This is a genomic window from Paenactinomyces guangxiensis, from assembly GCF_016055185.1.
GTDB classification, from domain to species: Bacteria; Bacillota; Bacilli; order Thermoactinomycetales; family Thermoactinomycetaceae; genus Paenactinomyces; species Paenactinomyces guangxiensis.
This window is the reverse complement of the sequence record NZ_JAECVR010000014.1, coordinates 91,207-117,773: the sequence shown is the minus strand read 5'-3', so window position 1 is coordinate 117,773 and position 26,567 is coordinate 91,207. Positions and strand designations below refer to the sequence as shown.

Below are 26,567 nucleotides of genomic sequence, written 5' to 3'. Positions count from 1 at the left end.
CCCGGTCTTGCGGGCAGGTTGCCCACGTGTTACTCACCCGTTCGCCGCTGGGACCCGAGGGTCCCCGCACGACTTGCATGTATTAGGCACGCCGCCAGCGTTCGTCCTGAGCCAGGATCAAACTCTCCATGAAGTTTGATTGCTCAAAAAGAATCAACAGGTCGTGTAATCACTCTTTAGTTTTCAAGGAACACTTTGCTTCGTTTGTTGCTGACTCATTTAAGCAGCGACAAGACTCATCTTATCACGGCTAAGCGAATATGTCAACAACTTTTTTGAAGTTTTTTCGCTGTCTTCGGCGGGTCGTAAGATAACAGACCGCATTAGCAGCGTTAAATAATATAGCACGGATCTCCTCTGTAATCAACACTTTTTTTAAAAAATGACGGCGTAAAAAATTGGGTTTGTCCGCTCTTTTACCTGAGGACACCCGATCCTTATAAATAATAGAAAAGATTCCCCGTATTTAGGGAACCTCCTCACCAACAACATGATTTCGTTTAAGCCCTTTTTAGTCCCCCCTGGGGAACTGCACTTACCTCCGGCTTTTGCTTGGGCAACCAGAATGTGACAAACAAGGTCACAAGGGAAATGGCTGCAAGCAAAAGGAAAATGTTGTGTATCCCGTATACTAAGGCTTCACGCATAAAACTCAGAACGGGAGCTTTAACTCTTTCTAACCCGTGTGGATCCAGCAGCTGGTTGAGGTCAGAGGGAGCGATTTTCTGGGTTCCGTGAAAATGGCCGGAGGCATAGCCACTGATCAGATTGTTAAATAAAGTACCAAAAACAGCGATCCCCATCGTCTGGCCCAATGATCTCAAAAAGGTATTTGAGGCGGTCGCAACTCCTCTCACCTTCCAATCCACAGCTGACTGAACCACTACAGTCATTACTGTGCTGGCAAAGCCAAATCCAAATCCCACAATCAGCATGATCACAATCAGAAACCAGTATGGAGAGGTACTTGTGACCAGGGACAGCCAAACACTTCCAAACAGAATAAGCAGCATACCGGCGACTCCGGTTCTCTGAGGTCCGATCTTCAACATGAACCGGCCGCCGAGCATGGCCCCGACCGGCCAGCCGAGCGACATAGGCAACAAGGCCAACCCCGATCCTGTAGCTCCCTGCCCCAGAACGCCCTGTACCCATAAGGGCAAATAAACATTAATGCCGATTAATACAGAACTTGATAAAAATCCACCCAGATTAGATACAAACAGGATTGGATTTCTTAATAACTGAAGCGGAAACAACGGTTCGGGAAACTTCATCTGAATACGGGCAAATAACGCTAAGAAAATAAATCCCGCGACAAAAAGACTGATAATCACAGGTGAATTCCATGGATAAGTGGTTCCGCCTGTCAGCAGGGCATACAAGATCGAGACTGATGCGACTGTGAAAGTGAAAGCTCCCCAATAGTCGACTTTTCGCTCTTGTTCCCGTGTATTTTCCTCCTTTAAAAACAACCAGAGCAGAATGGTGGAGATAAGAGCAAACGGGACAATGAGATAGAAAATCCATCGCCACGAAACATAATCAACTAAAAATCCGCCGACTAAAGGCCCGATCAATCCGGAAATACCCCAGATCGAACTAAACAGCCCCTGAACTTTAGCCCGTTCTTCATATGGGTAAATATCGCCGACGATCGTGAAAGTAGTGGGCAAAATAGCGCCCGCGCCAATCCCCTGCACAGCCCGAAACCAGATCAACTGGTGCATCGTTTGTGACAGGCCGGATAACATGGACCCGATCAGAAACAGACCAGCACCAAAAGTAAAAATCACTCTTCTCCCAAAAAGATCGGCCAGCTTGCCGTAAATCGGGGTTGTTACTGTCGATGTAAGCAGATAGACCGCAAACACCCAGCTGATCAGTTGCAATCCTCCCAATTCACTCACAACACGGGGCATTGCAGTACTGACGATCGTTCCTTCGATTGCTATTAAAAATGTAGCAACCATCATAGCAACCGTTACATTTCTTCGATTTGTCTGCATCTCCACTCCCCCACAAGCCATTAATTTATAAAGTAAAATATTAGACTCCCAATATATTATATTATCACCATTCTATTTACCTATATATAGCACAAACAAACTTATTCTCCGCTTCAGTCATCTTTATGGCGAACAGTGCGATTCAATTGCACCCCGGAGCGGTTCATGATACAATCAACCTGATTCTTACACGCTGAGTCTTTGATAAGGAGGAGCAAGCAATATGCTTCTTTCCGGAAAATTAAATAAGATTCGTACATTCGCCCTGCTCCTGATTTTTATCGGGATGGGAGTTATGTATATTGGATTTATCTGGCCGGACTGGATGTCCCTTTTCTTCATCCTCGGAATGCTATTTGTTCTCACCAGTGTGGGAATTTATTTTTGGGTTGGAATGCTTTCCACTCAATCTGCAAAAGTGAATTGCCCTGTTTGTAAAAAAGAGACCAAGGTTCTCGGAAAAAGAGATGAGTGTATGCACTGTAAAGCCATTCTCTCTATGGACCCCAAAGACGCACCGCAAACACAGACAGAACAAAATACACCGCTTTAAACTTCAGTCAAAGCGTCTTTTAAATAAAGGCGCTTTTTAATCATCCATCTTTATCAGAATAGTCTATATAGTAGGCGATTATTATTTGTACTTTGGCAGCGGCAAAAGGGAGGGCTAAACCAGATGATGAAATCCCATAACCTGGTGGAGATGCTTGCACAAACCGTCAAACAATATCCTGACAAAACCGCTTTGCGATGGAAACAAGACGGAAAATACCATTCCATGACCTATCAAAAACTTTGGAACACGATCCGAGATTTTGCATTTGGTTTGGAGCGTCTGGGGATTCGGGCGGGTACGAAAGTGGCCATTTTGTCCGAAAATCATCCCTGCTGGGTGATTAGCGATTTCGCCCTGCTAAGCCTGGGAGCTGTTTCTGTTCCGATCTATCCGGCTCTTCAGGTGCAGCAAATCTTTTTTATGTTACAACATACCGACACCGAAGCGGTCATCGTACAGCAGCCGGACCTGCTCACACAGATCACTAAAGTCCCCAAATGTACCCGGCATTTTATATTAATGAACGGAAAAGCGAAGGGGGATGTTAAGGCCCTTCAATTTGAGACTGTCATTCAATTGGGGCAGACAGCCGTGATCGAGGATACCGACTGGGCTTATCCTTCCATCCAGTCTTCAGACCCGGCCACCATTGTCCACTCCTCAGTTGGTGATGAAAACCCGAAGGCAATTCTGTTATCTCACGGGAATATCCTGAGCAATATTGAGATGTGGAACCATTTTGTTCCTTATACTTCCTTAGATACTTTTCTCTCTATTCTGCCATTGTCCGATATGTTTGAGAGAGTGACGGGACATTTCGCACCGATCTGCGCCGGCGCCACCGTGGCCTACGCGGAAAGTGTGGAAAAAGCTTTCATCAACATGCGGGAAGTGCATCCCACGATTCTAATCGGTACGCCCGGACTGTTCCAAACCATCTACCGCGGGATTACGGAGGACCTGTCTCAATCCCCGATCAAACACCGTTTTTTTGATTGGGCGATGAAAATTGCCGCACGGCACCAACAAATCGCATCACAGGGATTTAACTGGGCAATCCCTAAAAAACTTCGTCTTCAGTATGCTTTCTTGCAGGATTTTGTATTTGCAAACATATACGACAGATTAGGCGGACAACTTCGCTTTATGGTTTCGGGCGGTTCTATGCCGGATGCTGAGGTGAGACAGTTTTTTTCCGCAATCGGCCTTCCTGTTCTGGAAGCATACGGGATGGCTGAATGCACTGCGGTGATTGCATCAAACCGGCTCGCCCATATCAAGCCCGGAACGGAGGGTAAACCACTGCCCGGCACAGAGATCCGTTTCCTGCCAGACGGAGAGTTATTGGTGAAAAGCCCCAGTGTGATGACCGGCTACTATAAAGACCCGGAAGAGTCAGCAAAAACCATTGTAAATGGCTGGCTTCATACGGGAGTGACCGCACAGGCCGATAAGGATAACTATATTCGTATCATTGATCGTAAATCTACATAATTAAAATGGTTATCCCCGGCCCGGGATAACCATTTTTGATTCTGTCCGATATCTTTTGGGCCATCCTAATCAAAGCGGATTTCTTTTCCCGTATTACTTGATTCGTAGATGGCGCACAACATTTTCATCAATTCAACTCCGTCTTGAACCGGGCTGAGTGTGTGACCGCCATGGATACAACTATCCACAAAATGATCAATCTCTTTGCAAAAAGCTTCTTCAAAGTTAAAAGTCAATTGATCCACTTGCGGAGTGATATTCAAAATGGTGTTATGCTTTTCCGACACAATAAATAATTCCGGTTCAATCTCTGCCCCGCCCTTTTCACCATAAAGCTTTACCGCGATTTCATCCTGTTTGGCATGCAGAGTAAAGCTGACATCAACCATGAGCGAAGCTCCGTTTTCAAAGCGAATCATCGCATTAGCCAGGTCTTCAACCGTATTTTGCGCCGCATCGTAGTCGGCGGCCCTGTAAAACGATAAATTTTGTATATTCGCCCGGTTTCCTAACTTGCGATAAGTGTTTCCGCTCACCGACTTTACTTTGGGGCAACCCATTAAATACCAGCAAATATCGATCATATGAACTCCCAGGTCGAGAAGCGGCCCTCCGCCGGAGCGTTTTTTGTCCGCAAACCACCCGCCCGGATTTCCCAACCGGCGTAAACAGGAAGCTTTTGCATAATAAATTTCACCCAAATCGCCTGCATCGATAAATCGCTTCAAAATCTGCGTATTTGTCGCATAACGCCGAACGAAGCCAACTTGCAACAATTTTCCGGTCTGTTGCACGGCCTTCTCAACCTGCATGGCTTCTTCAACAGAGATACTTAAAGGTTTTTCAACCAGGACATGTTTCCCCTTATGGAGCGCCGCGATAGATATCTCAGCATGTGAATGGTTCCAGGTACAGATACTCACAGCGTCAACCGCTTCATTGGCAAGCAGGTCCCGGTAATCGGTATATACTTTTGCAGCCCCGTATTTTTCCGCTTTTTCCCTCGCTCTCTGCTCATTAGTATCACAGACCGCCTCAATGGCTGCCTGTGCATTTTTCAGATATGCCCCCAGATGAAAATCGGAGATGGACCCGGCTCCGATTAAGCCAACCCTTAATTTTCGCATCACCTGTCACCTCTGCTTTTATTGGATTTTACCGATTGCACCAGGTCGTATACCACATCGACAGAACGGACAGCCCCCTCCCTCTGCTCCCCAGAACCCTCATATTCAACAGACAACCAACCGTCATAGCCACTGGCTTGAAGTTCCCCCAGTATATAGCGCAAATCAACTTCTCCTTCCCCCGGGATTTTTCCCGCATACCGCTCTCCTGTCAGCGACGTGTACACATTTTCGGTTTCATCCGGGGTATGTAGAAAGTCTTTTACATGGACATGCTTGATCACTCCCAATAATTCCTGTATAGCATCACTGGGACTCTGGCCCACTAACAGAAAGTTCCCGGTATCAAATGTGCTGCCAAGCGCCGGAGAGCCCACCTGATTGATCACATCGAGAACCTGTCCGCTTCTGCCGGCAAATAATCCGTGATTCTCCAAACAAAGAACGACTCCCTTTTGTTCTGCATATTGAGCTGCCCGGGCCAGCCCCTCTACCGCGTAACCCAACCCCTGCTCATATGAAATATTGCCTTCCGGCAAGTCTCCGGAAAAAACACGTACCACCGGGGCTTCCAACATCACAGCCATATCAACGGCATCCGTGACCTCCTTCAACTGTTGTTTCCGTTTATCAGAATCGCCGGAGGCAAAGTTATTGTATGCCGCGTAACAGGCGGCCTTCAATTGGTATTTCCTTAACGCCTCTTTTACTGCTGGCAGTTCCCTTTGCTGATCCCGCCAGAAAATGCTCAACAATTCAACACCTGAAACCTTTGTCGTGGACGCGAAATCGAGAAAATCAACAATGTCCCATCTTCCCTCATACCAGTACTTATGAACACTCCACATACTTAAACTGATGTTCATCTAAAAAGGCTCCCTTTCTGAAATGCTTTTTTCAAACCCTGTAAAATGAAACAAAACCATCTTATACGTGGTACAATATTCTTTGAATCAAATTTTTGACCTTATTGTATATTCGACATATTAGGAGGAATTCTTTATGGAGACAAAATAGTTCGGTACAGATCAGGTTAACTTTTTTGAAAGGAGTATTTTACATGCTATCTGACCTGAAAAGCCGTTATGGGCAAAAATACGCACTTGTCATGGCATATCTTATTGCTATGGGATTGGCCGTTTTATCAGGTTCCAGTCTTTTCCTGATCTCCGCTATTCTGAGAGATTACACGCTCATCAAAATCTCCTCCTCCTTTCTTGGGGTCTACATACTGGCTGTTTTTATTGAAGGAAAATTCATAAAATTTAACACCAGTCAAACCCTTTATTATAAAAAACTATTAAAGCCCATTTTCTTTCTATCCTTATGCTTTTTGGTTTTTGCGATCATCATCTTTCTTATCACTTAAAAGGCAGATTCGGCAGAGAAACCGCTTTGCAGACCCTGTGTGTGTTTAGGAAATCATTGTCAAAATAAAGGATCACATAGACCTGGATTTTCTGCCTCATACAAAAGGATAAAAACGATTAATCATCATAATAGACAGGAAGGAAGAAATGTATGAAAAATACACTGGTTGAGCAGTCACTTGAGAATAAGACACCCATTGTAACTCTTTAGGTCCTCAAATATTTCTGTGAAATGTTCTCCCCAGTAGCCGTTTCGATCTACAGGGCGTTCATCTATATGTAAAAACTTTGCTTCTGTTGTTTCATCGGTCTCTGTTAAGAGCGTTCCACTCCATTCATCAACTCTGAACAAGAACTCAAACATCTGGTACTGGTCACCAAATCTATTTGTGATGATAGGTTTCGATGTATAAATTGCAATTAACGTAGCTGAAATAACATCAAGACCTGTCTCTTCTTTTACCTCTCTTTTTAAAGTATCGTAAATGGATTCACCAAGCTCGATGGAACCAGCAGGCATTTTCCATCCTTCACCTTTCAAAAAAAGAACCCTTCCTTGTTCATCTTGAATGATCGCTCTAATGGATGGAACGATTAATGGATGATGCTCAACCAATCGTCTAAGTTTCCCTATGTAAGAATCTTCCCATCTTATTGACATTGAAATTCTCCCCTCCTTTATCTATTTTGTTTAAAGACTCCTTTACTCGTTCTTGAATAACCATCTGTAATTATGGATTCCAACTGGCTTCACTGTTTAATCAGTTTTATGCAGCATGTCCTGTGATTACAGAAGAAGATCCTGACAAAAGATCATTCCGGCTTTGGCTAACTGCGGAATATACGAAACATCTTGCGGATATTTTATATATTCTCGGTCTTCCAACTCCAACCGAAATGTAATATCACAGGTAATCCCTTGTTTTGATCAAGAAACAAAAGTTCTCTAACGTGACTATATCTGGTATCCCAATCATTCGGCCAATGTCTGACACCATTTAAGCTGCTTCCTCTATTTCCAAAAATCTCTATCACATAACCATCAACTTCAGAAACCACTCCCGCAAGGAAAGCTCTCTTTTACAATTCCCCCTCTTAATCGTGCTTTACTTTTAACCCATACAATTCAACAAAGGCAATCGCCTGTTCAGGTGAAACAATAGCGCCGCGCAGGTCACTTTCCGATATATGTATACATGTAAATTGACATCGACTAAGGTCTACATTATTTAATGAGGTGCCAGAAAATTGCACATCTTGAATTGTCGAAGTTCCAAGTTGAAAATTGTCCAAAGTTGCATCGATGAAATTTGCCTCTTTTAATAAACAATGATCAAAACGAACATCTCGAAGTTCTGTCATATGATACAAAGAATAGGGAGCCGGGCAGTCGATCCATTGAACATCACGCATCACCGCTTGATCAAAATCTGCACCAACCAATTTGCACTCTCTAAACTCGACACGGTTAAATCGCGCACCTTTAAATTTCACATTTGATAGATCACATTTTTCAAAAATGACATCCATCCATGAAGAAAAGGGTAAATGTGCCTCTTCAAAGTTAACACTCTCCAGGTGAACCTCACTAAACTGAACGTGCTCAGCATACACCGTACCAATCGTTGATTCAAGCCTCACCTTTTCGTACAAAGACCCGTTCACAAGTTCATTTATCGTGAGGATTTCTAAGCTTTCAGGGAGATCTGGTTTGAGAATTGTCCTATTTTTCTTTTTCAATATCATTCACCTGTTTCACAGTAAAATTTGCACATCCGAAATTACAACTCCATGCACAATGGACAGGATTTTTAATAAATGTTGGCGATACCATATATACCACTTTTGTCGAGGTGCGGATAAACCGAACTGGCGTTCCCTGAAAGTATACCATATAAAGGTTCTATTTTAATAGTGAGGCATGATCATTTATTGCTCAACGACGCAGCCATAGGATCCTGAAGAAAGCCGGTGAGAGCGAGATCACCACTCCATCCAATACCAGCTTCTATGTTTTGGATATGGAGTGGTCGTAATACATTCGGGGCAGTCAATTTTTTAGTGTGGAAAGTATATTCACCGAATCCTCAATGATTCTCCCTTTGTTTTTAAATATAAATAAACACCATAATCTGTCATAACAGAAGCGTAACCTATTTGTCGTAACATAGCTGTGATATTACCACGGTGATATGTTCCATGATTCACAACATGGGGCACTAGTTCGGATACACTAGTTTTCATTAAGTCACCAGACGGATGCTCAATTACAAGAGGCTTATGTATATTTTCTTTATGGCTAAGGAACGATTTGTATCGCTCGGCTAACTCAGAAAACATCGCTTCCATTTCCTCTATTTCTTTTGACTCTGTTTGTTCTTGTAGTTGTTCAGCTAATGCCAATGCATGGTTCATACTTTTACCAGAAAAAACTTCTATCCATCCAAGATCAGAAAGATAAACATGGGCCAATACCTTAGATAGCGATGAAAACACACTTTGAACCTCTTGACGGTAAACATCCTTTGGAAGCTCTTTGAGTCGGTTAAAAATTTGTTTATTTGCCCATACATTATATTCATACAACTGAAATACAAGATCTGCCATTTAAATTCCTCCTGTTATGTGAGTTATAACTCCTACTTAATCATAAGTGACCTTATGTTACTAAACAAGGATTTAAACAAGCTGACCCAGATCCAGTTTAGTGACAGTTACGCAGATTCTGGGTCAAGCAATAGTTATACCCCAAAACCGAGAGTGTTGCAGAGAGTGCTCCTAGCTGATGGATCCTTAACATGTTTGTCTCTTGATTTCTTTCACATTGTAAATCATTTATTGCTTAGTGAGGAAAATACGCGTTTTGACGGTGGGACCCCTTGTTGCCCCATCTTCACAAGAAGTTTGAGGTTGACATCTACGGATTACAAATGTAGTATTATCTTACACGTGTAATCCAATTAAAAAAAGGGGGAAGAATCCAGTATCTCGAAGGCATAATAAGAAATTCAAAAACGTGCCCCAGGAAAAAATTTGTTAATGTCTAATGAACCCATTTTCAAAAGTACGATACTTTTTTAATCGTTTGGTCAACAGTGGGTTGGTGTTCATCAAAAAAAAAGCCTAACTTTTTTGTTGGTTTACAGGATATTTACTATTTTTAGAAAGAGGTTGGATTTAATGAAATCATGGAACGCGTTTTTTAGTACTTTTAAATTTATGCCTGTACTATTTCTCTCATGTGTAACGCTTGTAGGTTGTTCAGAGGATAACGCCCATTCTCCTCAACCTAAACAAAAAAATCAAGAAACCGCAATTACAGATGATTTTGCCAAACTTGAGGATAAATTTGATGCCAGGCTTGGCGTCTTTGCACTGGACACTGGCACAAACCAAACAGTAACTTATCGATCAGATGAACGTTTTGCATATGCATCTACTCATAAAGCTTTAGCTGTAGGAGCACTGTTACAACAAAAGTCAATAGCAGACCTTAACCAAAAAATTACCTATACCCGTGATGATCTTGTAAATTATAATCCGATTACGGAGAAGCATGTTGATACAGGAATGACTCTTAAAGAGCTTTGCGATGCTTCTCTTCGATACAGTGACAATACTGCGCAGAACCTCATACTTAAGCAACTGGGTGGGCCTGGCGGGCTAAAAAAATCCCTCAGGGAGATTGGTGATCATGTTACCAATCCGGAGCGATTTGAGCCAGAGTTAAACGAAGTCAAACCAGGAGAAACTCATGATACTAGCACACCGAGAGCGCTTGCTGCCAGCCTCCAGGCTTTCACAATCGGAGACGCACTCCCCACGGAGAAACGTGCGATTCTTATAGATTGGCTTAAGAGAAACACCACAGGAGATACATTAATTCGTGCGGGAGTACCGAAAGGTTGGGAAGTTGCAGATAAAACGGGATCAGGGTCATATGGAACGCGAAATGATATTGCCATCGTTTGGCCACCGAAAGGAGATCCTATTGTTCTTGCAGTACTTTCTAGTCGGGATACGAAGAATGCCGAGTATAATGATGAGCTTATCGCACAGGCTACCAAGGTCGCACTCGATGCCTTGCAGTGAACTATAAATATCAAATCTTTCAATCAACTGTTTATTCTGGTGTTGGGTTGGCATGAAGCAAGATCAGTTTTGCGTCAAATTTTAAGTGAAAGGTTGAGTGATGGAGACGAGCAGCGTATTCTTAACTCATTTTGTTATAGGCTTTATAGTGTCTTCTTTTACCATTGCCGTAATTATGCTGATTAAAAAAGTATTCCAAAAGCAGCTATCGGCGAAATGGCAATATAATCTATGGTTCTTATTGTTGATTGCACTAACACTTCCTTTTATATCGAACCATTTATTTAATTTTGGAAATCATATTAAGTTATCCGGAGTAAATAATAGCAATAGAATAGGAGAGCCTACTAACGTTACCAGAGATCATGTGATTCAGAACGTTAATTGGCTGCAGGATTTTACGATATCTGTAAATCGTTCCACTCCGGACTTCCTGAATATCGTTATAGCTGGCACATGGATTGCAGGGGTGTTAGTTTTAACTGTTCTGACAATAAGAGCTTGGTTAAAGATAAAGGACATTAAAAGCAATACATCTGACCTGAAAAATAAAGAGGTTCTACTCTTATTTGAACAGTGCAAGCAGAATTTAAAATTATCGAGAAAAATTAATGTAGGGGAATCGCCACTTGTAAAATCTCCATTGACATTTGGACTTTTTAAGACCTATGTTGTGCTTCCCATTCACTTTGAAGAATGGCTGTCTATGAAGGATATCAAATACATTTTTTTGCATGAACTCAATCATTATAAATATAAAGATATTTTGACGAATTATCTGATCGTCATTTTTCAAATTTTATACTGGTTCAATCCGTTTGTCTGGTTTGCTTTCAAGGAGATGAGATTGGATCGAGAAATAGCCTGTGATATTGCCGTTTTAAATTTATTGGATGAGCACTGTTATGGCGAATATGGAAATACGTTAATTAATTTTGTGGACAGAGTATCACAGCCTAGGAATTTCATTTTGACAAATCAACTGAACGGTTCCAAGAAGCAAATAAAAAGACGTATTGAAAAGATTGCATCCTTTACGACTGAATCAAAGCTGATGCAGCTCAAGAGTATCGCTATTTTTATGCTAGGAGGAGTATTTGTTGCAAGTCAGGTTCCATTCATTTCTGTGATGGCTGAGGATCATACTCGCTACGATTTTAAAAGTGAGCAGACTGTATACGAGGATCTGAGCGAGTATTTTGCCGGGTTTGAAGGGAGCTTTGTATTATATGATATGCGAGCTGATCAATATCGTATCTATAATGAAAATAAAAGCATACTGAGAGTTTCCCCTAATTCAACTTACAAGATTTTTAGCGCATTGTTTGCATTAGAGTCAAATGTCATAACGAGTGAGAATACTACCATGAAATGGAATGGAATACAGTATCCTTATGATGCTTGGAATATGGATCAGAATTTATTTACAGCAATGAAAAATTCTGTGAACTGGTATTTTGAGGATTTGGATAAAAGAATCCAACGGGATGATATGCAAGCTTTTCTGAAACAAATCGGCTACGGTAATACCGACCTTTCCGGCGAAATAGGGCAATATTGGTTAGAATCTTCATTAAAGATATCACCCGTAGAGCAGGTGCAATTACTTAGAGCTTTGTATACAAACCAATTTGGATTTAAGGAGAAGAATGTCCAGACCGTCCAAGATGCGATTAGGTTAGAGAAAAAGAATGGTAAACAGCTTTCCGGAAAAACAGGTACAGGGGCTGTAAATAACAAAAATATTAACGGTTGGTTTATTGGGTATGTAGAGACCAAGGAGAACACTTATTTCTTTGCAACAAATATACAAAATGAAGATCACGCCAACGGAAGTATGGCAGCAGAAATAACATTATCTATTTTGAGAGATAAAGGCATATATTAAGTATTTGCTGAGAAAAAATCGTGCATCGTATTTCAAGTCATTTTAATGAAATATTGTTCATTCAAAGAAGGAGGATAAAAGTGTCTAAAAAAATCCCAAGTATCTCGGAAGCGGAATGGGAAGTCATGAAGGTGCTTTGGGAAAAGGCACCACAAACGGCCAATGAAGTCATTCTCTCCTTGCAGGAGCGAACGAATTGGAAGCCTAAAACTGTACGCACTCTTTTGGATCGTCTGGTCCAAAAAAAAGTGGTCGGTGTAAACCAAAATCAAAAGGTCTATACTTTTTTTCCGCTGTACTCGCAGGATGAATGTCAGCACGCCGAGGCACAGTCTTTTCTTAAGCGAATTTATGGTGGCACGCTGAAGTCCATGTTGGTTCAGTTCATCCAAGGGGATTCCTTGACTGATGAGGATATCAAGGAACTGCGTTCCATTTTAAATAAGAAGCCAAGCCGTAAAACTTATGAGGGTAAGGAGTAAATCGAATGAGTGGGGGACAGTATTGCCATCGTCTCAGTTACCCCTCTATGGATTTTGTTTTTCGTGGTTTTCTAATATTAGATTTATTTAAGTTTGTATTCAGTGAAGGGAATCTATAGGGGAAGGAGGCTGCTAAGTTACAGCAGCCTCTTTTGCAGAATAGATGAATAAATCCCATTCTATCAGGGGCCATTGCAAAATAAATAAGAAGACCCTTTAACTATTATGGGGTCTTCTTATTGTTCGCGCTGTTGACAAGAGGGACAAATCCCGTAGAATTCCATACGATGAGATTCAACCTTGTAGCCTGTAGATCGGGAGGCTTCATTCTCTACATTTAATAAAGATGGATAGTCAAAGTCAGTGATTTTTCCGCAACGGCTGCAGATCACGTGATAGTGTTCACCCATGTTTGCATCAAAGCGGCTGGATGCATCACCGTAGGTTAGTTCTCTGACTAATCCCGCCTCTTTAAACACACGCAAATTGTTATATACGGTTGCCACACTCATATTTGGGAAGCTGCCTTCAAGGGCTTTATAAATTTCATCGGCTGTAGGATGACTCATCGATGAGAGCAGATAGTTGAGAATCGCATGTCTTTGCGGAGTCATACGTACCCCGATCCCTTTTAATGTTTCGACAGCCTCGGCCAGGCGGTTAATAGCCATCGTCTTTCACCTCGCTGAAGTCCCGCCAGTAAATAGTGATTATTAATTTATAATATATATAATTAGTCTACGCCGATTGTGGCTCATTTGTCAATGGACCATACTTTTGCCAATTCAATATAACAGGATATCATGCTGTTTGCTAGGATACCCAACACAAATCCCTTCTATGTTTTACATAAAACAGAAGACGGTTGTAAAAAACTTCTTGCGTTTCAGCACTCAAAGCCCCTCCCATTCAGATTACTATTTTTAATTTTCTAAAATCTAATTCCCATTTATTATATAATTTCTTATATTAATCCACAATAAATATTTACTTATAAAATATTTTTTTGGGAAATGCGAGTTTAATTATAAATAAAAAAATGAACTGTATATTAACTCCCACTTCTCACAAACTCATTTAATGAAGATCTTTGCTTTATTTTATATAGATTTAAGGTTGATTTCGTAGGGTTAGATCGAGGTGATCAACCATGACAAACGCATACGCGGTGCAAACAGTCAACCTTACGAAACGCTTTAAAAACAAAACAGTGGTTCGGGGGATCAATCTGGAAGTTCCCAAAGGAGAAATTTATGGTTTTTTAGGGCCTAACGGTGCCGGGAAAACCACCACCATCAAAATGTTGCTCGGGCTCACAAGGCCAACTGAGGGCGAGGCTTACATACTGGGGAAAAATATCCAAACAAGCCGAAATCAGGTGCTGGGCAAGGTAGGCTCATTAGTTGAGTCGCCCAGCTATTATGGGCATTTAACAGGATATGAAAACTTAAAAATCATTACACAGGTATTAGGGTTAAATGAAAAAAGGATAGATGAGGTGCTCAGGCTGGTACGGTTGGAAAAAGATGCCCACCGTCTTGCCAGAAACTACTCACTGGGAATGAAACAACGTCTGGGGATTGCGGCAGCACTGATCGGGAACCCCGAACTGCTCATTCTCGATGAACCGACAAACGGATTAGATCCGGCGGGAATTCAGGAAATCCGGGAACTGATCAAATCGCTTCCGCAAATGACAGGGGTCACCATTTTATTATCCAGTCATTTGTTAAATGAAATTGAGCAAGTCGCCTCCATCGTGGGCATCATCCACGGCGGAACATGCATTTACCAAAACCGGTTGCACCATTTGAAAAATCAGGCGGCAAAAAAGAGGATTGAAATGGAAGTCATCTCCGTAAAAGAAGCGGCTCATTCCCTTAAACAGCTGGGATGGAACGTTTATCAAGACCAGAATCATTTGTGCCTGGACAACCCGGCTAAAGAAGAGATCGCACTTTTGATCCAATCACTGGTTCAGCACAACTTTTCCATTTATGATTTGCGGCACAGAGAGCAATCGTTGGAAGATATTTTCCTCCACCTGACCGGAAAGGGGCAGAGCCTGTGAAAAACATCATCAAAGCAGATGGTATGAAATTGAAACGAACATGGGTATTCTGGACAATCCTCATGACCCCTCTTTTCTTGACCGGGTTCCTGGCCGTCGTGTATGCAGCACGCGGAGATATATTAAAGCCCCACGGATGGACCGGTCTTATTGCCTGGGCCAATTATTTTTTGCCCCTCACCGTTTTATTGGGGATCACTCTGCTTGCTTCCATGCTGGCCAGTATTGAACATGATGCCCGGTCCTGGAAACAATCTTTTGCTTTCCCGCTCTCCAAAAGTCGCTTATTTATCAGCAAATTTATCTGGGTTAATATTTGTTTGATTCTCTCTGCCATTCTTACGGTCATTGGCTTAACGATTTTGGGGCTATTGATTCAATTTGAGGAAAGGGTTCCCTGGACTCTCCTCTTAAAAGAAGCCTTTTTTCCGTATCTGGCATCTGTTTCGGTCATTTCGATACAGGTATGGTTATCGTTAAATATAAAAAATCAGGCCGTTCCGATCTTGATCGGTTCTTTGGGAGCGATGATCAGCCTGTTTTTGGCATATGCTCCCCAGCCTGTGTTTCATCTTCTGCCCTGGGCCTATCCTCCGCTGGCTTCTCCTCTCAACGAAGGAATGTATACGCAATGGGCCTGGATTGGAATCGCACTTGGCGGCCTTTTGTTATGGATCGGTGCTTCTCATTTTTCAAAACGGGAACTCACTTAGGAGGTTGCATGCAAAAATGGTTCTCAACTACATAAAAACGGAATGGAACAAACTTCCCTGGATGATTATCTTCGCTGTTATACTTATTGGACCGGCGGTATCTTTGTGGATCGGCTTTGGCGTGCCCACAAAAGCAGGGGAGGGACTAACTCCGTGGCAATGGTATTTCAGCATATCCATTCACAAATATTCTTTGTTTTTTTTACCTATTGTCACTGGAATCTTTGCCGCTTTGCTTTGCCGGTTTGAACATTTGAGCGGGGGCTGGAAACGGCTGTTTACGTTTCCTGTTCCCCGGTCTTTCATCTATTTAAGTAAATGGATCGTTCTGATCCTGTTGCTGCTCCTGACCCAGATCGTATTTCTGGCGGGGTTTATAACGATTGGGACGTTCAAAGGGCTGGAGGGATTGATTCCCTGGGATCTATTTGTCAAAAGCTTGTTGAGCGGTTTGGCCGCAGCTTTTCCACTGGGTACTTTATTGTTGGGGGTCTCATTATTTTGGAAAAGCTTTGCCACCCCTTTTGTTCTCAATATGTTGTTTACTGTTCCTTCCATTATCGCAACAGGATCTCCCCGGTTAGGTATATGGTACCCGTGGGCCCAGCCATTTTTGGCGATGATGCCTGAGAATCATCAATGGGCTGCTTCCGTTGACCCTCTTGTTCTGACTGTGGCGGTGATGTTATACATTTCCGTATTTGCGTTTTCCACTCTTTATTGGTTAGCCAAAACAGATTGGTGAAGACAAACGCGAAATATTTCATATCTGCTTAAACGTAGCCGGAACACCCGGGAAGATGACGGATACTTGGGTACCTTGATGAAGCTCGCTAGTTACCTCGATCTTTCCGCCCTGCACTTCAATGAGTTGCCTAGCGATTGACATCCCCAGCCCTGACCCCTTGGATTGTGGGTTTCGATAATACGGATTAAATATGTTCTCCACCATCTGTTTCGGCATTCCGGTTCCCTCATCCTGAATGGTCAGGGTAAATCCACTTTCTCCGCCGGACAAGCCCGGGGAAGAAAGGATCAGTCTGATCGTTGTCCGGGGCGGGTTATGAACCACGGCATTTTGCAACAGATTATTCACCGCTCTTTTAAACCAGTGAGGGTCTACAGGATAAATCAACGAAGCGGGCAGAAGATCTGAAAAATGCAGGGGATTTTCTTTGATTTCCTTCTCTTTCCACTCATGGATGAGTGATGTAATAAGATCCTGAATGTGAATGGGTTCCAGGTGGACGGGTAAAGCATGATTTTGAAGTTGAAAAGTCAAGTTCAAATCTTCGATCAGATGGTTGAGTTCACTGGTTCTCTTTATGACAAGTTGAAGGTACTCCTCAATTTCCTCGTTGGTCCACTGATACCCCCCGGAAGAATACAAATCGGCGTATCCCTTTATCGTTGAGATCGGATTTTTTAAATCGTGAGACACCCCAGCCAGCCACTGCTCACGCGATTCATCCAACTTTCTCCTTTTATCTTCAACCGATGCTAACGTACTGGACAGGGAGAGAAGGGCATCTGTTACTTCTTTGAACAGCCGGAAAGAACCCTTTTTCCACTTAAACTGATGTGTGTGTTTAATCTCATTTGCGAGTTGATATTCTCCTTTTGACAACTTTTGAATCCAATTCAAAATAGTCCAAATCGGGGAGCTGAATTGTCTGCCAAAGATATAGGCTGCACCGATTAATAACAAAGCGGAACCGATGAGCACCATATAAAAGGTGAAAGCAATCGCCCAATTTTCCATTCGCTCCGCTTGTAAATGGATGTCCGGGTGAAAAACCCAGGTATATTTTTGGCCATTATGTTCTTTCTCAGCAAACACAACATTCTGATGCATGATTTTATGAGATAATTCCCCAATGGTAACCGGGGACTTCATCTCTGCCGGAGTCTGGTATTCCAATACTTTATTTCCTGTTTCGTCCAATATCAGCAACCAGCCATTTTCGCCGGCTCTTTTCCTTAGCTCTTGCTCCGGGACCGAGGGAACATTCTGTTTCCACTGCGTCCGGTTCATCAGTTGATTTAATTGAAATTCCGGGCTTCCCGTTTGTTGTTTGGCCAGCAGCCATGTCCATTCCCGCTGCTGTACCTTTTTCGACCAAATATACAGGGATATCCCCTTTTTACCCAGATCCTGTTTATATTTCAGCAGTTGTTCAACGCTATATTGTTCAGGCATATGAGGAAGGGGATGCAGCGAGTAAATGGCTTTCCCCTGTTCATTTAAAATTTGCAACGAATATGATTGTTTCCTGATCCAATTCTCTGTATCTTCCGGTAAATCCGCCCGATCACCGGCGACAAGTGTTGAAGCGGAAACTTTTTTAAGTACCCGGATCTCCTGCTCCCCCTCGGGAACAGGAGACTTGGTTTTTAAGATCAATACATATAAAAAAAGGAGTAAACCGATAATCATGGCTGTCAGAACGGTTAATCTTACAACAAAGTGAAAGGTGAACCTTGTTTCCATCTTCATGTTGCCGGCTCCGGATTTACCAGTTTATATCCCAATCCGCGTATATTTAACAGGTATTTGGGCCGGCCAGGGTCAACTTCAATCTTTTTTCGCAAACTGTGAATATGGACAATCACGGTATTTTCATATCCAAAACTATCCCCGCCCCATACCTCTGTATATAAATGATTAATGCTGAAGACCTGGTTGGGATGTTTGCAAAAGAAAGCCAGCAATTTCATCTCTTTTGCTGTACAGGGGACGCTCTGTCCGTCTACGGTTAACGTTCCCTCCTTTTCATCCAAAACAAACCGCCCGAACCGGAAACATGATGTTTGTGAGGCAGGCACAGAAGATTTTTTCATCCGGTTTAACCGGGCTTTAATCTTTGCCGCTAAGATAAGAGGGTTAAAGGGCTTGCAAATATAATCATCCGCCCCCATACTATAACCGGTTAACTGATCTAAATCAGTAGTTCGTGCCGTAAGGAAAAAAACAGCCGCATCGGATATTTTCTTAATCTCACTGCAAATCTCATAGCCCGTCAAATCCGGCAACATCACATCCAGGATAATAAAGTCCGGCTGAACCTGTGCAACAAGCTCTAAAGCGCGCCTGCCGTCCTCTGCGGTATAAATATGCTGAAAGCCCTCTGACCGCATCGTTTTTAAAATAAGTTTAAGCAAATCAGGTTCATCATCAACGACTAAAATTTTAGGGTCTAACATTGATATTTCATCCTTTGCTTACTTTTTCCAATTGCATATTAACCCTGTCATCTATGTTACAAAATCTTTGATCTTTTTTCATTATAACTAAAGAAAAGCAAGCCTTTTTCCGCAAAACAAATGGGTTCAAGAACAGTTCAAACTATTCAGATGGTGTTCTTATTTGTGTTATAATAAAAACGAAACTTAGTTTCATATAACGAAACAAAAGGAGCCGGCTGAATGAGCTTACAGATCCGACCTGTAGACACTTCCACACAAGAGAAGGCAAAAGAGTTGATTCTTCAAGGATTAGAAGAACATTTTGGGTTGATTGATCCCACATTAAACTCCGATTTAGATGAGATTGTTGTGAATTATATTCAAAAAGGCCATATTTTCTTGATTGGCTGCGACAAGGAAGGGTTAGTCTGCACAGGAGCCCTTGTTCGGGAGGATCAAACGGCAGGCCGAATTGTCCGCATGTCCGTGCGCTCAGACCGAAGAAGGAGAGGATACGGCAAAAAGATGCTGGAAAAGTTGGAGTCGGCAGCAATCCAGAGGGGGATGGAAACTTTAATCCTGGAGACAAACAAAGATTGGACAGGTTCCATTCATTTTTATCAATCAATCGGGTTTATTCCGTATCACACAGATGATACCCGTATTCATATGAAAAAAAATTTATGTTTGCGTGATGGAGTTGATCACAATGCCTATTGATTTTCATGATCAGAAGGTACGTTTTACCTATTCAAGCCGTCAGGCGGATCATTCATGGACGGAATTTATGGGGAATTTACTCAATTGGACGGAAAAACAGGTGGTTGATATTGGCTGTGGCGGCGGGATTTACACAAAGGCATTTGTCGGCCTGGGTGCTCAAAAAGTGATTGGAATCGATTTTTCCGAAGAGATAACTTTCAACAATACGCTGAAGATGTAATGAACCGGACGTTCAATTTTACACGAGTTATCTGACCAGGAATTAAGGGATTTCGTCGAAGACCTGAGAACCAGGATTCCACAGCGCGGTCCCTTTATTGAAAAGGACCGTTGGACAATCTGGCTGGCGAAAAAGGCCGTTTAATGAACTGAACCCCTAACCCCCTAGCGTCCCCTCTGGTTTACTTCTCAGGAATATAGAGCATATCTTTCTCCATGTCCTCCTTTCCTGAGCGGTTACCGAATTTTATTCAGATCTTTGTTCGCTCATTCAGCCATCTGTCAAACTCAATATAATCAAAAAAACTTTTTCCACATAAATCAAAAAGAGCCGGGAAATCCCCCGGCCCAAAGTCTCTGATTTTATTTTTAATCAGTTGTCGATCCAGTTCCAAACACATTGATTTCCGCGGCAGATTCCCAGCCGTTGATGGGGTGAACAGGATAGCCTGTTTGAATTAAATTATTTTACCTTTGTGTTTGTCTCATTCTTCCCATACCAGCAATAAGGCAACAGGTCACAGAGCGAGCATTTCGGCTTTCTGGCGATACAGATGCGCCGGCCGTGCCAGATGAGGCGGTGATGGGTATCGCTCCATTCGGCACGGGGAACTTTTTTCATCAATTGCCGTTCAGTTTCCAGGGGATTTTCACTATCTGCCAGAGCCAGACGGTTGGAAACGCGCTGGACATGGGTGTCGACAGCGAGAGCCGGAATGCCAAATGCATTGCTCAGAACCACATTGGCCGTTTTTCTGCCGACGCCGGGCAATTTCTCAAGCAATTCCCTTTTTTTCGGTACTTCCCCATTGTATTCTTCGACCAGAATTCGGCAGGTTTTCAGGATGTTTTTGCTTTTGTTGCGAAACAGGCCAAGTCCCCGGATATATTCCGCCAACTCATCTTCGGTTAACTGAAGAAAGCTTTCAGGTGTGGGGTGTTTGGCAAACAAATCTTTGGTTACTTTGTTTACCTGGCGGTCGGTTGATTGGGCGGATAAAATGGTAGCGATTAATAATTCAAATGGATTTCGGTAATCAAGTTCACAGTGAGCATCCGGATACATCACGGCCAGTGTATCCAGGATTTTTCGGGTAGGAACACGTTTTGGTTTTGGTTTTGTCTGCACTTGTTCGCCCCCTTGAAGGAAAAATGTTGATCACCCTGATCCGGTTTGACCCGGCCTTTTTACTGCCTCAATGATTAATTCTTCGCTCCGCGCATCAAAGGGGGTCCGGTGAAATGACCCAAACCGGTTGATAATCTTAAATCCGCACAGCGCCAGCAGATGATTTAATTCAGCAGGAAATATATAGCGAAGACGAAAAGCCATGCGGATCCGCCCCAGGGAATGCCCCTTTTCATCAAAACGTTCCGCATAGCGAGTAATATAAGCCGTTTGGTTAAAATAGTCAAACTCTGTTAAATCGTACAGATCAACTCGTTCCTTGCCCCCGGAAGCCAAAAATGAACCACGAAACGAATACTTTCCTTCCATTTGATACAGATCCCTGATTCGGGGCACAAAAATGTTGAAAGCAAATAAACCCCCGTCGGTAAGATGTTGACGGATTCGTTTCAGGGTCGAAATTTGATCACGAACCGTGAGCAGATGTAAAAATGAACGATACGGGATAATAACCAGCGGAAAGCGTTCATTGAGGGAAAACCTTGACATATCTGCTTCGACCCAACGGACCCGATCGGATAAATTTAACTTTTTTGCCCTTTGTCTGGCTTTTTGCAGCATAGGCGAAGAAAGGTCCACCCCGACAACCGGGATCCCGAGCCTGGCAATCGCTAGACTGCAACGCCCCGTCCCGCACCCCAACTCCAGGACGGGCCCCCCCGTCTGTTTAGCCAGTTCAATATAATAAGTGAGGTCGCGCTCCAGTCCTGGTGAAGTCCAATCATAATAATCGGGCCAGTCGTAAATGGAATGATCGGGCAAAAGGCTCCCACCTCCTGTTTCTGATTTCTCTGGCCAATAACATGGTGATCAGGAGGAAAAATTCCTACTGAAGATGTTCCCTGATATATTGCAAAGCAGATTCCACATGATCTTTCACTTTTACTTTGCGGTAAACTTTGGCAATTTTGCCTTCCCGGTCGATGATAAAAGTGGAGCGTTCAATCCCCATCGAAACTTTGCCAAACATCTTTTTCTCTTTGAACACTCCATACATTTTACATACATCGGCGTCCGGGTCACTCAGGAGTAAAAAGGGCAAATCGTATTTATCGATAAATTTTTGGTGAGAAGCGACCGAATCGCGGCTGACCCCCAGGATCACCGTGTCCAGATCGGCAAAAGAATCCGCGTGGTCGCGGAAATCACAGGCCTCCGTTGTACATCCCGGAGTATTGTCCTTGGGATAGAAATATAAAACTACATTTTTACCGCGAAAATCAGATAAAGATACTTGTTCGCCATTGGAAGCTTCAAGCGTAAAATCACTCGCCATGTCTCCTTCTTGTAACATATGAAGCACCTCCACCAGGATTTATCTGTTCATCTCGATACTAAGATTCCCATATTCCTATTATGATATAAAAAAGGCGGATACACAAAGAGAACCCGGCAAAAAGAGCCTGCTTTTGCCGGGTTTATCTCTATAATTCCTCTCGTTGTATCACTTGTGTCAATGGAGTGAACGCGCCTTGTGAAGCGGTCAAGAACCATCCGGTTTATTTTATTTTTTTGACCTCTCTTGGTAGCCATGCGGGAAAACCATCGGAATGTTGAGCAACATGATCTCACTGATTTGTCTCTCAAGGTTGCTGTTTCACATATTATGTACATATCTTCATTGAGTGGTGTCACTCGATGGCAATCTTACTTTCATTGATCTTATTCCTGATTGTTTGAAGATAGCCCGGATGTCGGACTTGATATCCCGGATACTTCCCGGGCTCCAGATACTCCGGGTACCACAGGTATTCCAGGCGGCCCCGGCACTCCGGGGTCTGGGGCCGGTTCCGCTTCCCTTCTCCCGGAGACAAGATTTAGCGTTGTACCTATATTTACTGAACCCGCATTACCGACAACTTGAATTTTGATAGCGAAAATGGATACCCGCATCATGTGGTGTCACCTCACACATTTGGCATATCGGCAACATCCGGGTCAAATAATATATTTCGCTCCAAGTCTATATTCCGCGTAAAATCACCAATGGGTGTTGCCCCCCCCACAATTTTGTTATAGCTTTCCGGTGCGATATTAATTGAACTGCCAAAATTGACAATCCCTGAACTGGAGACGTTGTTAATTTTGAGATTAAAGATATTATTGACCGTACCCATATTACCCCTCCTCGCTACCTTTCCGTCTCTGTCTAGTCGGCAGTCTGAATCCGGATCTTATGCGTTTTTTTTCGGATTCCGGTTTTAGGAAAGCGAATCTCCAGAATTCCTCTGCGGTAGCGGGCACTGCTATATTGTTTGGATACAGGAGCACCCAGTGAAATCGCCTTTTGAAACTCTCCACTTTTCCGTTCTGCAAGCGTCTGCTGATACGCTTGATAAGGAGTGGGAAAATATCCTTTGATCCACATGGTTTCCCCCTCTACACTGATTTCCAGGGAGTTAATATCCTCCACCCCGGGCAGATCAATCACCACAATTACTTCGTTTTTTCCTTGATAAACATCAGCACAAGGCTCTTTTTCCCCGACAGCGGAACTCATAATATCAGCAAAAAAATCTTCCCCCAAAAACTGGCGGGCCAGTTGATTCCAACGTGAATAGTCGGGAATACGGTTTTTCAATGGAAAAACCTCCTTACGGGACACTCTCCTGGATGCTCACAGTTTATTCGCAGCGGGCTCGTCCTGTCACAAAATGGAATGAAAACCGCCGGATCTGCCATATAATTAATCAGCCAAAACATAGGAGGTGTTCTTGTGTATGTCTATGCTTACCACCACTTCTGGGAACGCCTGCAAAAACTTGAAAAGGAAATCTCCAAATTAAAGAAGGAAAACAAAGAGTTAAAGGACAAAGTGGAAGCGGTTCGGCCTGTTAGCATTGACAAGGTTGAGTATAAAATCCATGAACTTCACGTGGATACGTTGAGCGGAACCCTTAATGTAGGTTTAACGGCCAATGGAGACGAAGCAAGTATGGGAGAAGTGATTGACAAAATCGTAGAGGAGCATCGTTCCAATGTCGTCGTGGAAGATGAAAGCAGCCGGGACAACAACCAACCTCCTGCAAATGCTTCCCAGTAAGGAACCCCGCACTGTTCATGATGCAAAGATGAGCAAAATCGGCTATTCTTATAAAAGCAGTCCCAACACATCAATTGGGACTGCTTTTATAAAGGAGGCTGCCGGATGAAACAGATCTGTTTTGTCGGGGTCGGGGGCTTTATCGGAACACTGCTGCGATTTGCCGTTTCGCGCCTGTTGCATCAGCCGGGCTTTCCCTGGGGGACACTGTTCGTTAACTGGACCGGGTGTTTTCTCCTGGCCTGGCTGTTAGCGGTCAATACCCGAACAGGGCGGATTTCACCAGAATGGCAAACCGGTCTTGGAACGGGCCTGCTCGGATCTTACACCACTTTCTCCGCCTTTAGTGCCGAAACCATCCAACTCGGGAATTGGAAATGGCAAGCTGTGTATGTTGCCGTTTCAGTGATCGGAGGAATTGCCCTGGCGGTGCTGGGAAGAACAATTGGAAAGGAAAAACGGTGATATGACTTCAGAACTATGGACCTGGATAATCATCGGATTAGGGGGAAGCTTTGGGGCCGTTACGCGATATGCACTGACCATTTGGGTTCAATCCATCTCTTCCCGCTCTTTCCCCTTTGCCACTTTTCTCATCAATATTACCGGAAGTTTTTTGTTCGGCATCTGTTTGGGATGGAATCATCCGGGCCCTTTTCACTTTGCAGTTACAACCGGCTTTCTCGGGGGATACACCACATTTTCCACTTTTGGGGTGGAGTCTGTTGAGCTGTTGCAAAAAAAAGGCTGGGTGACAGCCGCTCTGTACATCCTGCTCAGCGTGTCACTCAGCCTGGCCGGTGTCATATCCGGTTATTCATGGTCCGCTAGTTAGTTCCCCGCCCCCCGGTAATGTTTGATACCCCGGTTCCAGCAATAAATCCCCAGAGCGAGATAAACAGCACCCACAACAGGGGTAATCCATGCATACCACTGCCACTGCTCACGATCCAACAAGAAACTTGCCGGATAAAAGCCGACAAATGCAAATGGCAACACCCATGTTAAGGCGAACTGAATCACACGATGATAAATATTGACGGGGTAACGCCCATAAGTGCTGATATTATAAATAATGGGCTGGATATCTGATTTGGAATCAGTATAGAGACTGATGCTGGTCAGAGCAATATAGATTCCCGCATAGATGGCTACTCCCCCCAGCGTAAACGCCAGAAACAGGAAGGGATCGACCCAGGTCCAATGGAGATCGAGCCGGGGCAGGCTGTAACCCATCACAATCAGACCGGTGAATACCCCGATCAGCGACTCGGGAGTCATTGTTTCCATAATCACTTGCACAAGGCTGTGAACAGGACGTGTCAGTACGCGATCCAACTCCCCTTTGATAATATATCTCTCGTTAAAATCCCACAGATTAAAAAAGGATGAGAAAACAGCCCACGGAATTAAAAAGTAGCCATAGATAAAGATCACTTCACTCTGATTCCAGCCGCTGAGACTTGACGTATGCTGAAAAACGACAAGAATAAACACCAGATTAACCGCCTGGAACAAAAAGTCCGTCCCAAACTGGGCGACAAAATCCCACCGGTATGCCAGCCTTATTTTCATATATTGCTTGAAATACTCGATAAACAAACGGAGATGGAACATATTTAACCACCTTGAACAATTAACGTTTTTCTGGCTTTCTTCCAAATAGCCCGGATCGGAATCCACAGCAGTACACACCAGGCTGCCTGAACGAGTATGGCATGTATAAATTCAGTTCCCGCCAGCCCTTTGACCAGCACCATGCTCGGCAAATAGCTAATCGCTTGAAACGGCAGATAGGACAGGATTGTCTGGGCCCACTCCGGATAAAACGGAATGGGAATAACCAGCCCTGATAAGAGATCAACAGCGACCCGCTTGGCCCGGATTAAGCCCTGGTTGTTTAAAATAAAAAAGGCACAAATCCCGGTCAGAATATTCACCTGCACATTTACAATAAAACCAAGCACAAGACTGAGCGCAAACTTGTACCAGACCTCTGCGTTCACCGGCAAATGGATCGGAAAAATCAAGGAAACCACAATCATTCCCGGTACACTGAATAACAGTAAACGGAACATCCCTTCCCCGAATCCCTGAAAAGCTTTCACCAGCAGATAGTGATAAGGGCGAATCAGTTGAATAGCAACCGTCCCATCGCGAATCTCCTGGGCAATCTCCCTGTCCAGATTGTTAAAGTAGAAAGCCCTGGCCATCCAGGAAACGGCGATATATGTGGCCATCTGTACAGCTGTCAGCCCCTGCAAACTGGATTGGTCTCCGTAAATCGCCATCCATAAAAAGAAATAGACGCCAATATTTAAACTATATATAACAATGCCGCTATAGTAGTTGACCCGATATGCGAGCATCATTAAAAAACGGATCCGGATGACTTCCCAGTACAT

32 protein-coding genes and 1 rRNA gene are annotated in these 26,567 nt (G+C 43.4%); 15 read left to right on the top strand and 18 right to left on the bottom strand.

Annotated features, from left to right (window positions below):
• A 16S ribosomal RNA gene (locus tag I8U27_RS13745) occupies nt 1-133 on the bottom strand; the annotation flags it as partial.
• 367 nt (nt 134-500) lie between these two features.
• The gene (locus I8U27_RS13740; RefSeq protein ID WP_181752788.1) at nt 501-2,009 is read right to left on the bottom strand and encodes an MDR family MFS transporter; all 1,509 of its coding nucleotides are present in this window, start codon (nt 2,007-2,009) and stop codon (nt 501-503) included.
• 223 nt (nt 2,010-2,232) lie between these two features.
• Between I8U27_RS13740 and I8U27_RS13735 the strand changes: the two genes are divergently transcribed.
• Nucleotides 2,233-2,562 carry a DUF2614 family zinc ribbon-containing protein gene (locus tag I8U27_RS13735; protein ID WP_181752790.1) on the top strand — a complete coding sequence of 110 codons (330 nt, stop codon included), beginning with the start codon at nt 2,233-2,235 and terminating at the stop codon, nt 2,560-2,562.
• A 123-nt stretch (nt 2,563-2,685) separates the two neighbouring features.
• On the top strand, nt 2,686-4,059 hold the full coding sequence (locus I8U27_RS13730) for an AMP-dependent synthetase/ligase (protein WP_181752792.1): 1,374 nt from the start codon (nt 2,686-2,688) through the stop codon (nt 4,057-4,059).
• A gap of 65 nt (nt 4,060-4,124) precedes the next feature.
• On the opposite strand, the gene I8U27_RS13725 is transcribed toward I8U27_RS13730, so the two are convergent.
• Together I8U27_RS13725 and I8U27_RS13720 are read right to left on the bottom strand one after the other, a co-directional pair.
• Nucleotides 4,125-5,186, bottom strand: a complete 1,062-nt coding sequence (locus I8U27_RS13725; protein WP_181752794.1) for a Gfo/Idh/MocA family protein — start codon at nt 5,184-5,186, stop codon at nt 4,125-4,127.
• Nucleotides 5,186-6,052, bottom strand: a complete 867-nt coding sequence (locus tag I8U27_RS13720) for a sugar phosphate isomerase/epimerase family protein (protein ID WP_181752796.1) — start codon at nt 6,050-6,052, stop codon at nt 5,186-5,188. The genes I8U27_RS13725 and I8U27_RS13720 overlap by 1 nt, the downstream gene beginning before the upstream one ends.
• A 194-nt stretch (nt 6,053-6,246) precedes the next feature.
• Here I8U27_RS13720 and I8U27_RS13715 point away from each other — a divergent pair, with 194 nt between their 5' ends.
• Entirely contained in the window at nt 6,247-6,555 is a 309-nt protein-coding gene (locus I8U27_RS13715) for a hypothetical protein (protein ID WP_181752799.1), read from the top strand.
• Between the two features lie 176 nt (nt 6,556-6,731).
• Here the strand turns inward: I8U27_RS13715 and I8U27_RS13710 are convergent, their stop codons facing one another.
• Nucleotides 6,732-7,217 (bottom strand): NUDIX domain-containing protein, encoded by a 486-nt coding sequence (locus I8U27_RS13710; RefSeq protein WP_181752801.1) that lies wholly within the window; start codon nt 7,215-7,217, stop codon nt 6,732-6,734.
• A gap of 56 nt (nt 7,218-7,273) precedes the next feature.
• On the opposite strand from I8U27_RS13710, the gene I8U27_RS21405 reads away from it, so the two are divergent.
• Complete coding sequence (locus I8U27_RS21405; RefSeq protein WP_181752999.1) at nt 7,274-7,459, top strand: DALR anticodon-binding domain-containing protein; 186 nt, start codon at nt 7,274-7,276, stop codon at nt 7,457-7,459.
• Nucleotides 7,460-7,651: 192 nt separating this feature from the next.
• Here I8U27_RS21405 and I8U27_RS13700 read toward each other — a convergent pair whose 3' ends face one another.
• Nucleotides 7,652-8,296 carry a pentapeptide repeat-containing protein gene (locus tag I8U27_RS13700; RefSeq protein ID WP_181752803.1) on the bottom strand — a complete coding sequence of 215 codons (645 nt, stop codon included), beginning with the start codon at nt 8,294-8,296 and terminating at the stop codon, nt 7,652-7,654.
• 336 nt (nt 8,297-8,632) lie between these two features.
• Complete coding sequence (locus I8U27_RS13695; protein WP_181752805.1) at nt 8,633-9,163, bottom strand: DinB family protein; 531 nt, start codon at nt 9,161-9,163, stop codon at nt 8,633-8,635.
• Between the two features lie 573 nt (nt 9,164-9,736).
• Here I8U27_RS13695 and bla point away from each other — a divergent pair.
• The 3 genes from bla (at nt 9,737) to blaI (ending at nt 13,018) form a co-directional block, all read left to right on the top strand.
• The gene (gene bla / locus I8U27_RS13690; protein WP_181752807.1) at nt 9,737-10,648 is read left to right on the top strand and encodes a class A beta-lactamase; all 912 of its coding nucleotides are present in this window, start codon (nt 9,737-9,739) and stop codon (nt 10,646-10,648) included.
• A 100-nt stretch (nt 10,649-10,748) separates the two neighbouring features.
• Nucleotides 10,749-12,536: a BlaR1 family beta-lactam sensor/signal transducer gene (locus I8U27_RS13685; RefSeq protein WP_181752810.1), complete on the top strand. Its 1,788-nt coding sequence runs from the start codon at nt 10,749-10,751 to the stop codon at nt 12,534-12,536.
• 80 nt (nt 12,537-12,616) lie between these two features.
• Entirely contained in the window at nt 12,617-13,018 is a 402-nt protein-coding gene (gene blaI, locus I8U27_RS13680) for a penicillinase repressor BlaI (RefSeq protein WP_181752812.1), read from the top strand.
• Between the two features lie 236 nt (nt 13,019-13,254).
• Here blaI and perR read toward each other — a convergent pair whose 3' ends face one another.
• Nucleotides 13,255-13,689: a peroxide-responsive transcriptional repressor PerR gene (gene perR, locus I8U27_RS13675; protein ID WP_181752814.1), complete on the bottom strand. Its 435-nt coding sequence runs from the start codon at nt 13,687-13,689 to the stop codon at nt 13,255-13,257.
• 479 nt (nt 13,690-14,168) lie between these two features.
• Here perR and I8U27_RS13670 point away from each other — a divergent pair, with 479 nt between their 5' ends.
• The 3 genes from I8U27_RS13670 to I8U27_RS13660 are packed head-to-tail and all read left to right on the top strand — an operon-like array spanning nt 14,169 to nt 16,547.
• Nucleotides 14,169-15,089, top strand: a complete 921-nt coding sequence (locus tag I8U27_RS13670) for an ABC transporter ATP-binding protein (RefSeq protein WP_181752816.1) — start codon at nt 14,169-14,171, stop codon at nt 15,087-15,089.
• Nucleotides 15,086-15,802 (top strand): ABC transporter permease, encoded by a 717-nt coding sequence (locus tag I8U27_RS13665; RefSeq protein WP_181752818.1) that lies wholly within the window; start codon nt 15,086-15,088, stop codon nt 15,800-15,802. The genes I8U27_RS13670 and I8U27_RS13665 overlap by 4 nt, the downstream gene beginning before the upstream one ends.
• Before the next feature lie 16 nt (nt 15,803-15,818).
• Complete coding sequence (locus I8U27_RS13660; RefSeq protein ID WP_181752820.1) at nt 15,819-16,547, top strand: ABC transporter permease; 729 nt, start codon at nt 15,819-15,821, stop codon at nt 16,545-16,547.
• Between the two features lie 18 nt (nt 16,548-16,565).
• Here I8U27_RS13660 and I8U27_RS13655 read toward each other — a convergent pair whose 3' ends face one another.
• Nucleotides 16,566-18,299 (bottom strand): sensor histidine kinase, encoded by a 1,734-nt coding sequence (locus tag I8U27_RS13655; RefSeq protein ID WP_181752822.1) that lies wholly within the window; start codon nt 18,297-18,299, stop codon nt 16,566-16,568.
• Entirely contained in the window at nt 18,296-19,006 is a 711-nt protein-coding gene (locus I8U27_RS13650; protein WP_181752824.1) for a response regulator transcription factor, read from the bottom strand. Before I8U27_RS13650 ends, I8U27_RS13655 begins: the two co-directional genes overlap by 4 nt.
• Nucleotides 19,007-19,228: 222 nt before the next feature.
• Here I8U27_RS13650 and I8U27_RS13645 point away from each other — a divergent pair, with 222 nt between their 5' ends.
• The gene (locus I8U27_RS13645; protein WP_181752826.1) at nt 19,229-19,708 is read left to right on the top strand and encodes a GNAT family N-acetyltransferase; all 480 of its coding nucleotides are present in this window, start codon (nt 19,229-19,231) and stop codon (nt 19,706-19,708) included.
• Nucleotides 19,698-19,931, top strand: coding sequence for a class I SAM-dependent methyltransferase (locus I8U27_RS21400; protein WP_374057934.1), 234 nt, complete (start codon nt 19,698-19,700; stop codon nt 19,929-19,931). Before I8U27_RS13645 ends, I8U27_RS21400 begins: the two co-directional genes overlap by 11 nt.
• A gap of 462 nt (nt 19,932-20,393) precedes the next feature.
• On the opposite strand, the gene nth is transcribed toward I8U27_RS21400, so the two are convergent.
• From nth to I8U27_RS13610, 6 genes are all read right to left on the bottom strand, one after another.
• Complete coding sequence (gene nth / locus I8U27_RS13635; RefSeq protein ID WP_181752828.1) at nt 20,394-21,059, bottom strand: endonuclease III; 666 nt, start codon at nt 21,057-21,059, stop codon at nt 20,394-20,396.
• A gap of 30 nt (nt 21,060-21,089) precedes the next feature.
• Nucleotides 21,090-21,881 carry a class I SAM-dependent methyltransferase gene (locus I8U27_RS13630; protein WP_181752830.1) on the bottom strand — a complete coding sequence of 264 codons (792 nt, stop codon included), beginning with the start codon at nt 21,879-21,881 and terminating at the stop codon, nt 21,090-21,092.
• Between the two features lie 64 nt (nt 21,882-21,945).
• Nucleotides 21,946-22,413, bottom strand: coding sequence for a thioredoxin-dependent thiol peroxidase (bcp, locus tag I8U27_RS13625; RefSeq protein WP_181752832.1), 468 nt, complete (start codon nt 22,411-22,413; stop codon nt 21,946-21,948).
• A 368-nt stretch (nt 22,414-22,781) separates the two neighbouring features.
• Nucleotides 22,782-23,012 (bottom strand): hypothetical protein, encoded by a 231-nt coding sequence (locus I8U27_RS13620; RefSeq protein ID WP_181752834.1) that lies wholly within the window; start codon nt 23,010-23,012, stop codon nt 22,782-22,784.
• 14 nt (nt 23,013-23,026) lie between these two features.
• Nucleotides 23,027-23,236 carry a spore germination protein gene (locus I8U27_RS13615; protein WP_181752836.1) on the bottom strand — a complete coding sequence of 70 codons (210 nt, stop codon included), beginning with the start codon at nt 23,234-23,236 and terminating at the stop codon, nt 23,027-23,029.
• A 32-nt stretch (nt 23,237-23,268) separates the two neighbouring features.
• Nucleotides 23,269-23,700, bottom strand: a complete 432-nt coding sequence (locus I8U27_RS13610; RefSeq protein WP_181752838.1) for an Hsp20/alpha crystallin family protein — start codon at nt 23,698-23,700, stop codon at nt 23,269-23,271.
• A gap of 135 nt (nt 23,701-23,835) precedes the next feature.
• Here I8U27_RS13610 and gerPC point away from each other — a divergent pair, with 135 nt between their 5' ends.
• The 3 genes from gerPC (at nt 23,836) to crcB (ending at nt 24,997) form a co-directional block, all read left to right on the top strand.
• Nucleotides 23,836-24,162, top strand: coding sequence for a spore germination protein GerPC (gene gerPC / locus I8U27_RS13605; protein WP_181752840.1), 327 nt, complete (start codon nt 23,836-23,838; stop codon nt 24,160-24,162).
• A gap of 105 nt (nt 24,163-24,267) precedes the next feature.
• The gene (locus I8U27_RS13600; protein WP_181752842.1) at nt 24,268-24,627 is read left to right on the top strand and encodes a fluoride efflux transporter FluC; all 360 of its coding nucleotides are present in this window, start codon (nt 24,268-24,270) and stop codon (nt 24,625-24,627) included.
• 1 nt (nt 24,628) lies between these two features.
• Nucleotides 24,629-24,997 (top strand): fluoride efflux transporter CrcB, encoded by a 369-nt coding sequence (crcB, locus tag I8U27_RS13595; protein WP_181752844.1) that lies wholly within the window; start codon nt 24,629-24,631, stop codon nt 24,995-24,997.
• Here the strand turns inward: crcB and I8U27_RS13590 are convergent.
• Both I8U27_RS13590 and I8U27_RS13585 read right to left on the bottom strand, forming a co-directional pair.
• Nucleotides 24,994-25,779, bottom strand: coding sequence for an ABC transporter permease (locus tag I8U27_RS13590; protein ID WP_181752846.1), 786 nt, complete (start codon nt 25,777-25,779; stop codon nt 24,994-24,996). The two genes, crcB and I8U27_RS13590, sit on opposite strands and share 4 nt — an antisense overlap.
• Before the next feature lie 2 nt (nt 25,780-25,781).
• Nucleotides 25,782-26,567 (bottom strand): ABC transporter permease, encoded by a 786-nt coding sequence (locus I8U27_RS13585; RefSeq protein WP_181753001.1) that lies wholly within the window; start codon nt 26,565-26,567, stop codon nt 25,782-25,784.

Excerpts from the sequence above, each read along its gene's own strand:
- I8U27_RS13740 (WP_181752788.1), bottom strand. The coding sequence starts at position 2,009 with ATGCAGACAAATCGAAGAAATGTAACGGTTGCTATGATGGTTGCTACA.
- I8U27_RS13735 (WP_181752790.1), top strand. The coding sequence starts at position 2,233 with ATGCTTCTTTCCGGAAAATTAAATAAGATTCGTACATTCGCCCTGCTC.
- I8U27_RS13730 (WP_181752792.1), top strand. The coding sequence starts at position 2,686 with ATGATGAAATCCCATAACCTGGTGGAGATGCTTGCACAAACCGTCAAA.
- I8U27_RS13725 (WP_181752794.1), bottom strand. The coding sequence starts at position 5,186 with ATGCGAAAATTAAGGGTTGGCTTAATCGGAGCCGGGTCCATCTCCGAT.
- I8U27_RS13720 (WP_181752796.1), bottom strand. The coding sequence starts at position 6,052 with ATGAACATCAGTTTAAGTATGTGGAGTGTTCATAAGTACTGGTATGAG.
- I8U27_RS13715 (WP_181752799.1), top strand. The coding sequence starts at position 6,247 with ATGCTATCTGACCTGAAAAGCCGTTATGGGCAAAAATACGCACTTGTC.
- I8U27_RS13710 (WP_181752801.1), bottom strand. The coding sequence starts at position 7,217 with ATGTCAATAAGATGGGAAGATTCTTACATAGGGAAACTTAGACGATTG.
- I8U27_RS13695 (WP_181752805.1), bottom strand. The coding sequence starts at position 9,163 with ATGGCAGATCTTGTATTTCAGTTGTATGAATATAATGTATGGGCAAAT.
- bla (WP_181752807.1), top strand. The coding sequence starts at position 9,737 with ATGAAATCATGGAACGCGTTTTTTAGTACTTTTAAATTTATGCCTGTA.
- I8U27_RS13685 (WP_181752810.1), top strand. The coding sequence starts at position 10,749 with ATGGAGACGAGCAGCGTATTCTTAACTCATTTTGTTATAGGCTTTATA.
- perR (WP_181752814.1), bottom strand. The coding sequence starts at position 13,689 with ATGGCTATTAACCGCCTGGCCGAGGCTGTCGAAACATTAAAAGGGATC.
- I8U27_RS13670 (WP_181752816.1), top strand. The coding sequence starts at position 14,169 with ATGACAAACGCATACGCGGTGCAAACAGTCAACCTTACGAAACGCTTT.
- I8U27_RS13660 (WP_181752820.1), top strand. The coding sequence starts at position 15,819 with ATGGTTCTCAACTACATAAAAACGGAATGGAACAAACTTCCCTGGATG.
- I8U27_RS13655 (WP_181752822.1), bottom strand. The coding sequence starts at position 18,299 with ATGAAGATGGAAACAAGGTTCACCTTTCACTTTGTTGTAAGATTAACC.
- I8U27_RS13650 (WP_181752824.1), bottom strand. The coding sequence starts at position 19,006 with ATGTTAGACCCTAAAATTTTAGTCGTTGATGATGAACCTGATTTGCTT.
- I8U27_RS13645 (WP_181752826.1), top strand. The coding sequence starts at position 19,229 with ATGAGCTTACAGATCCGACCTGTAGACACTTCCACACAAGAGAAGGCA.
- I8U27_RS21400 (WP_374057934.1), top strand. The coding sequence starts at position 19,698 with ATGCCTATTGATTTTCATGATCAGAAGGTACGTTTTACCTATTCAAGC.
- bcp (WP_181752832.1), bottom strand. The coding sequence starts at position 22,413 with ATGTTACAAGAAGGAGACATGGCGAGTGATTTTACGCTTGAAGCTTCC.
- I8U27_RS13620 (WP_181752834.1), bottom strand. The coding sequence starts at position 23,012 with ATGCGGGTATCCATTTTCGCTATCAAAATTCAAGTTGTCGGTAATGCG.
- I8U27_RS13615 (WP_181752836.1), bottom strand. The coding sequence starts at position 23,236 with ATGGGTACGGTCAATAATATCTTTAATCTCAAAATTAACAACGTCTCC.
- I8U27_RS13600 (WP_181752842.1), top strand. The coding sequence starts at position 24,268 with ATGAAACAGATCTGTTTTGTCGGGGTCGGGGGCTTTATCGGAACACTG.
- crcB (WP_181752844.1), top strand. The coding sequence starts at position 24,629 with ATGACTTCAGAACTATGGACCTGGATAATCATCGGATTAGGGGGAAGC.
- I8U27_RS13590 (WP_181752846.1), bottom strand. The coding sequence starts at position 25,779 with ATGTTCCATCTCCGTTTGTTTATCGAGTATTTCAAGCAATATATGAAA.
- I8U27_RS13585 (WP_181753001.1), bottom strand. The coding sequence starts at position 26,567 with ATGTACTGGGAAGTCATCCGGATCCGTTTTTTAATGATGCTCGCATAT.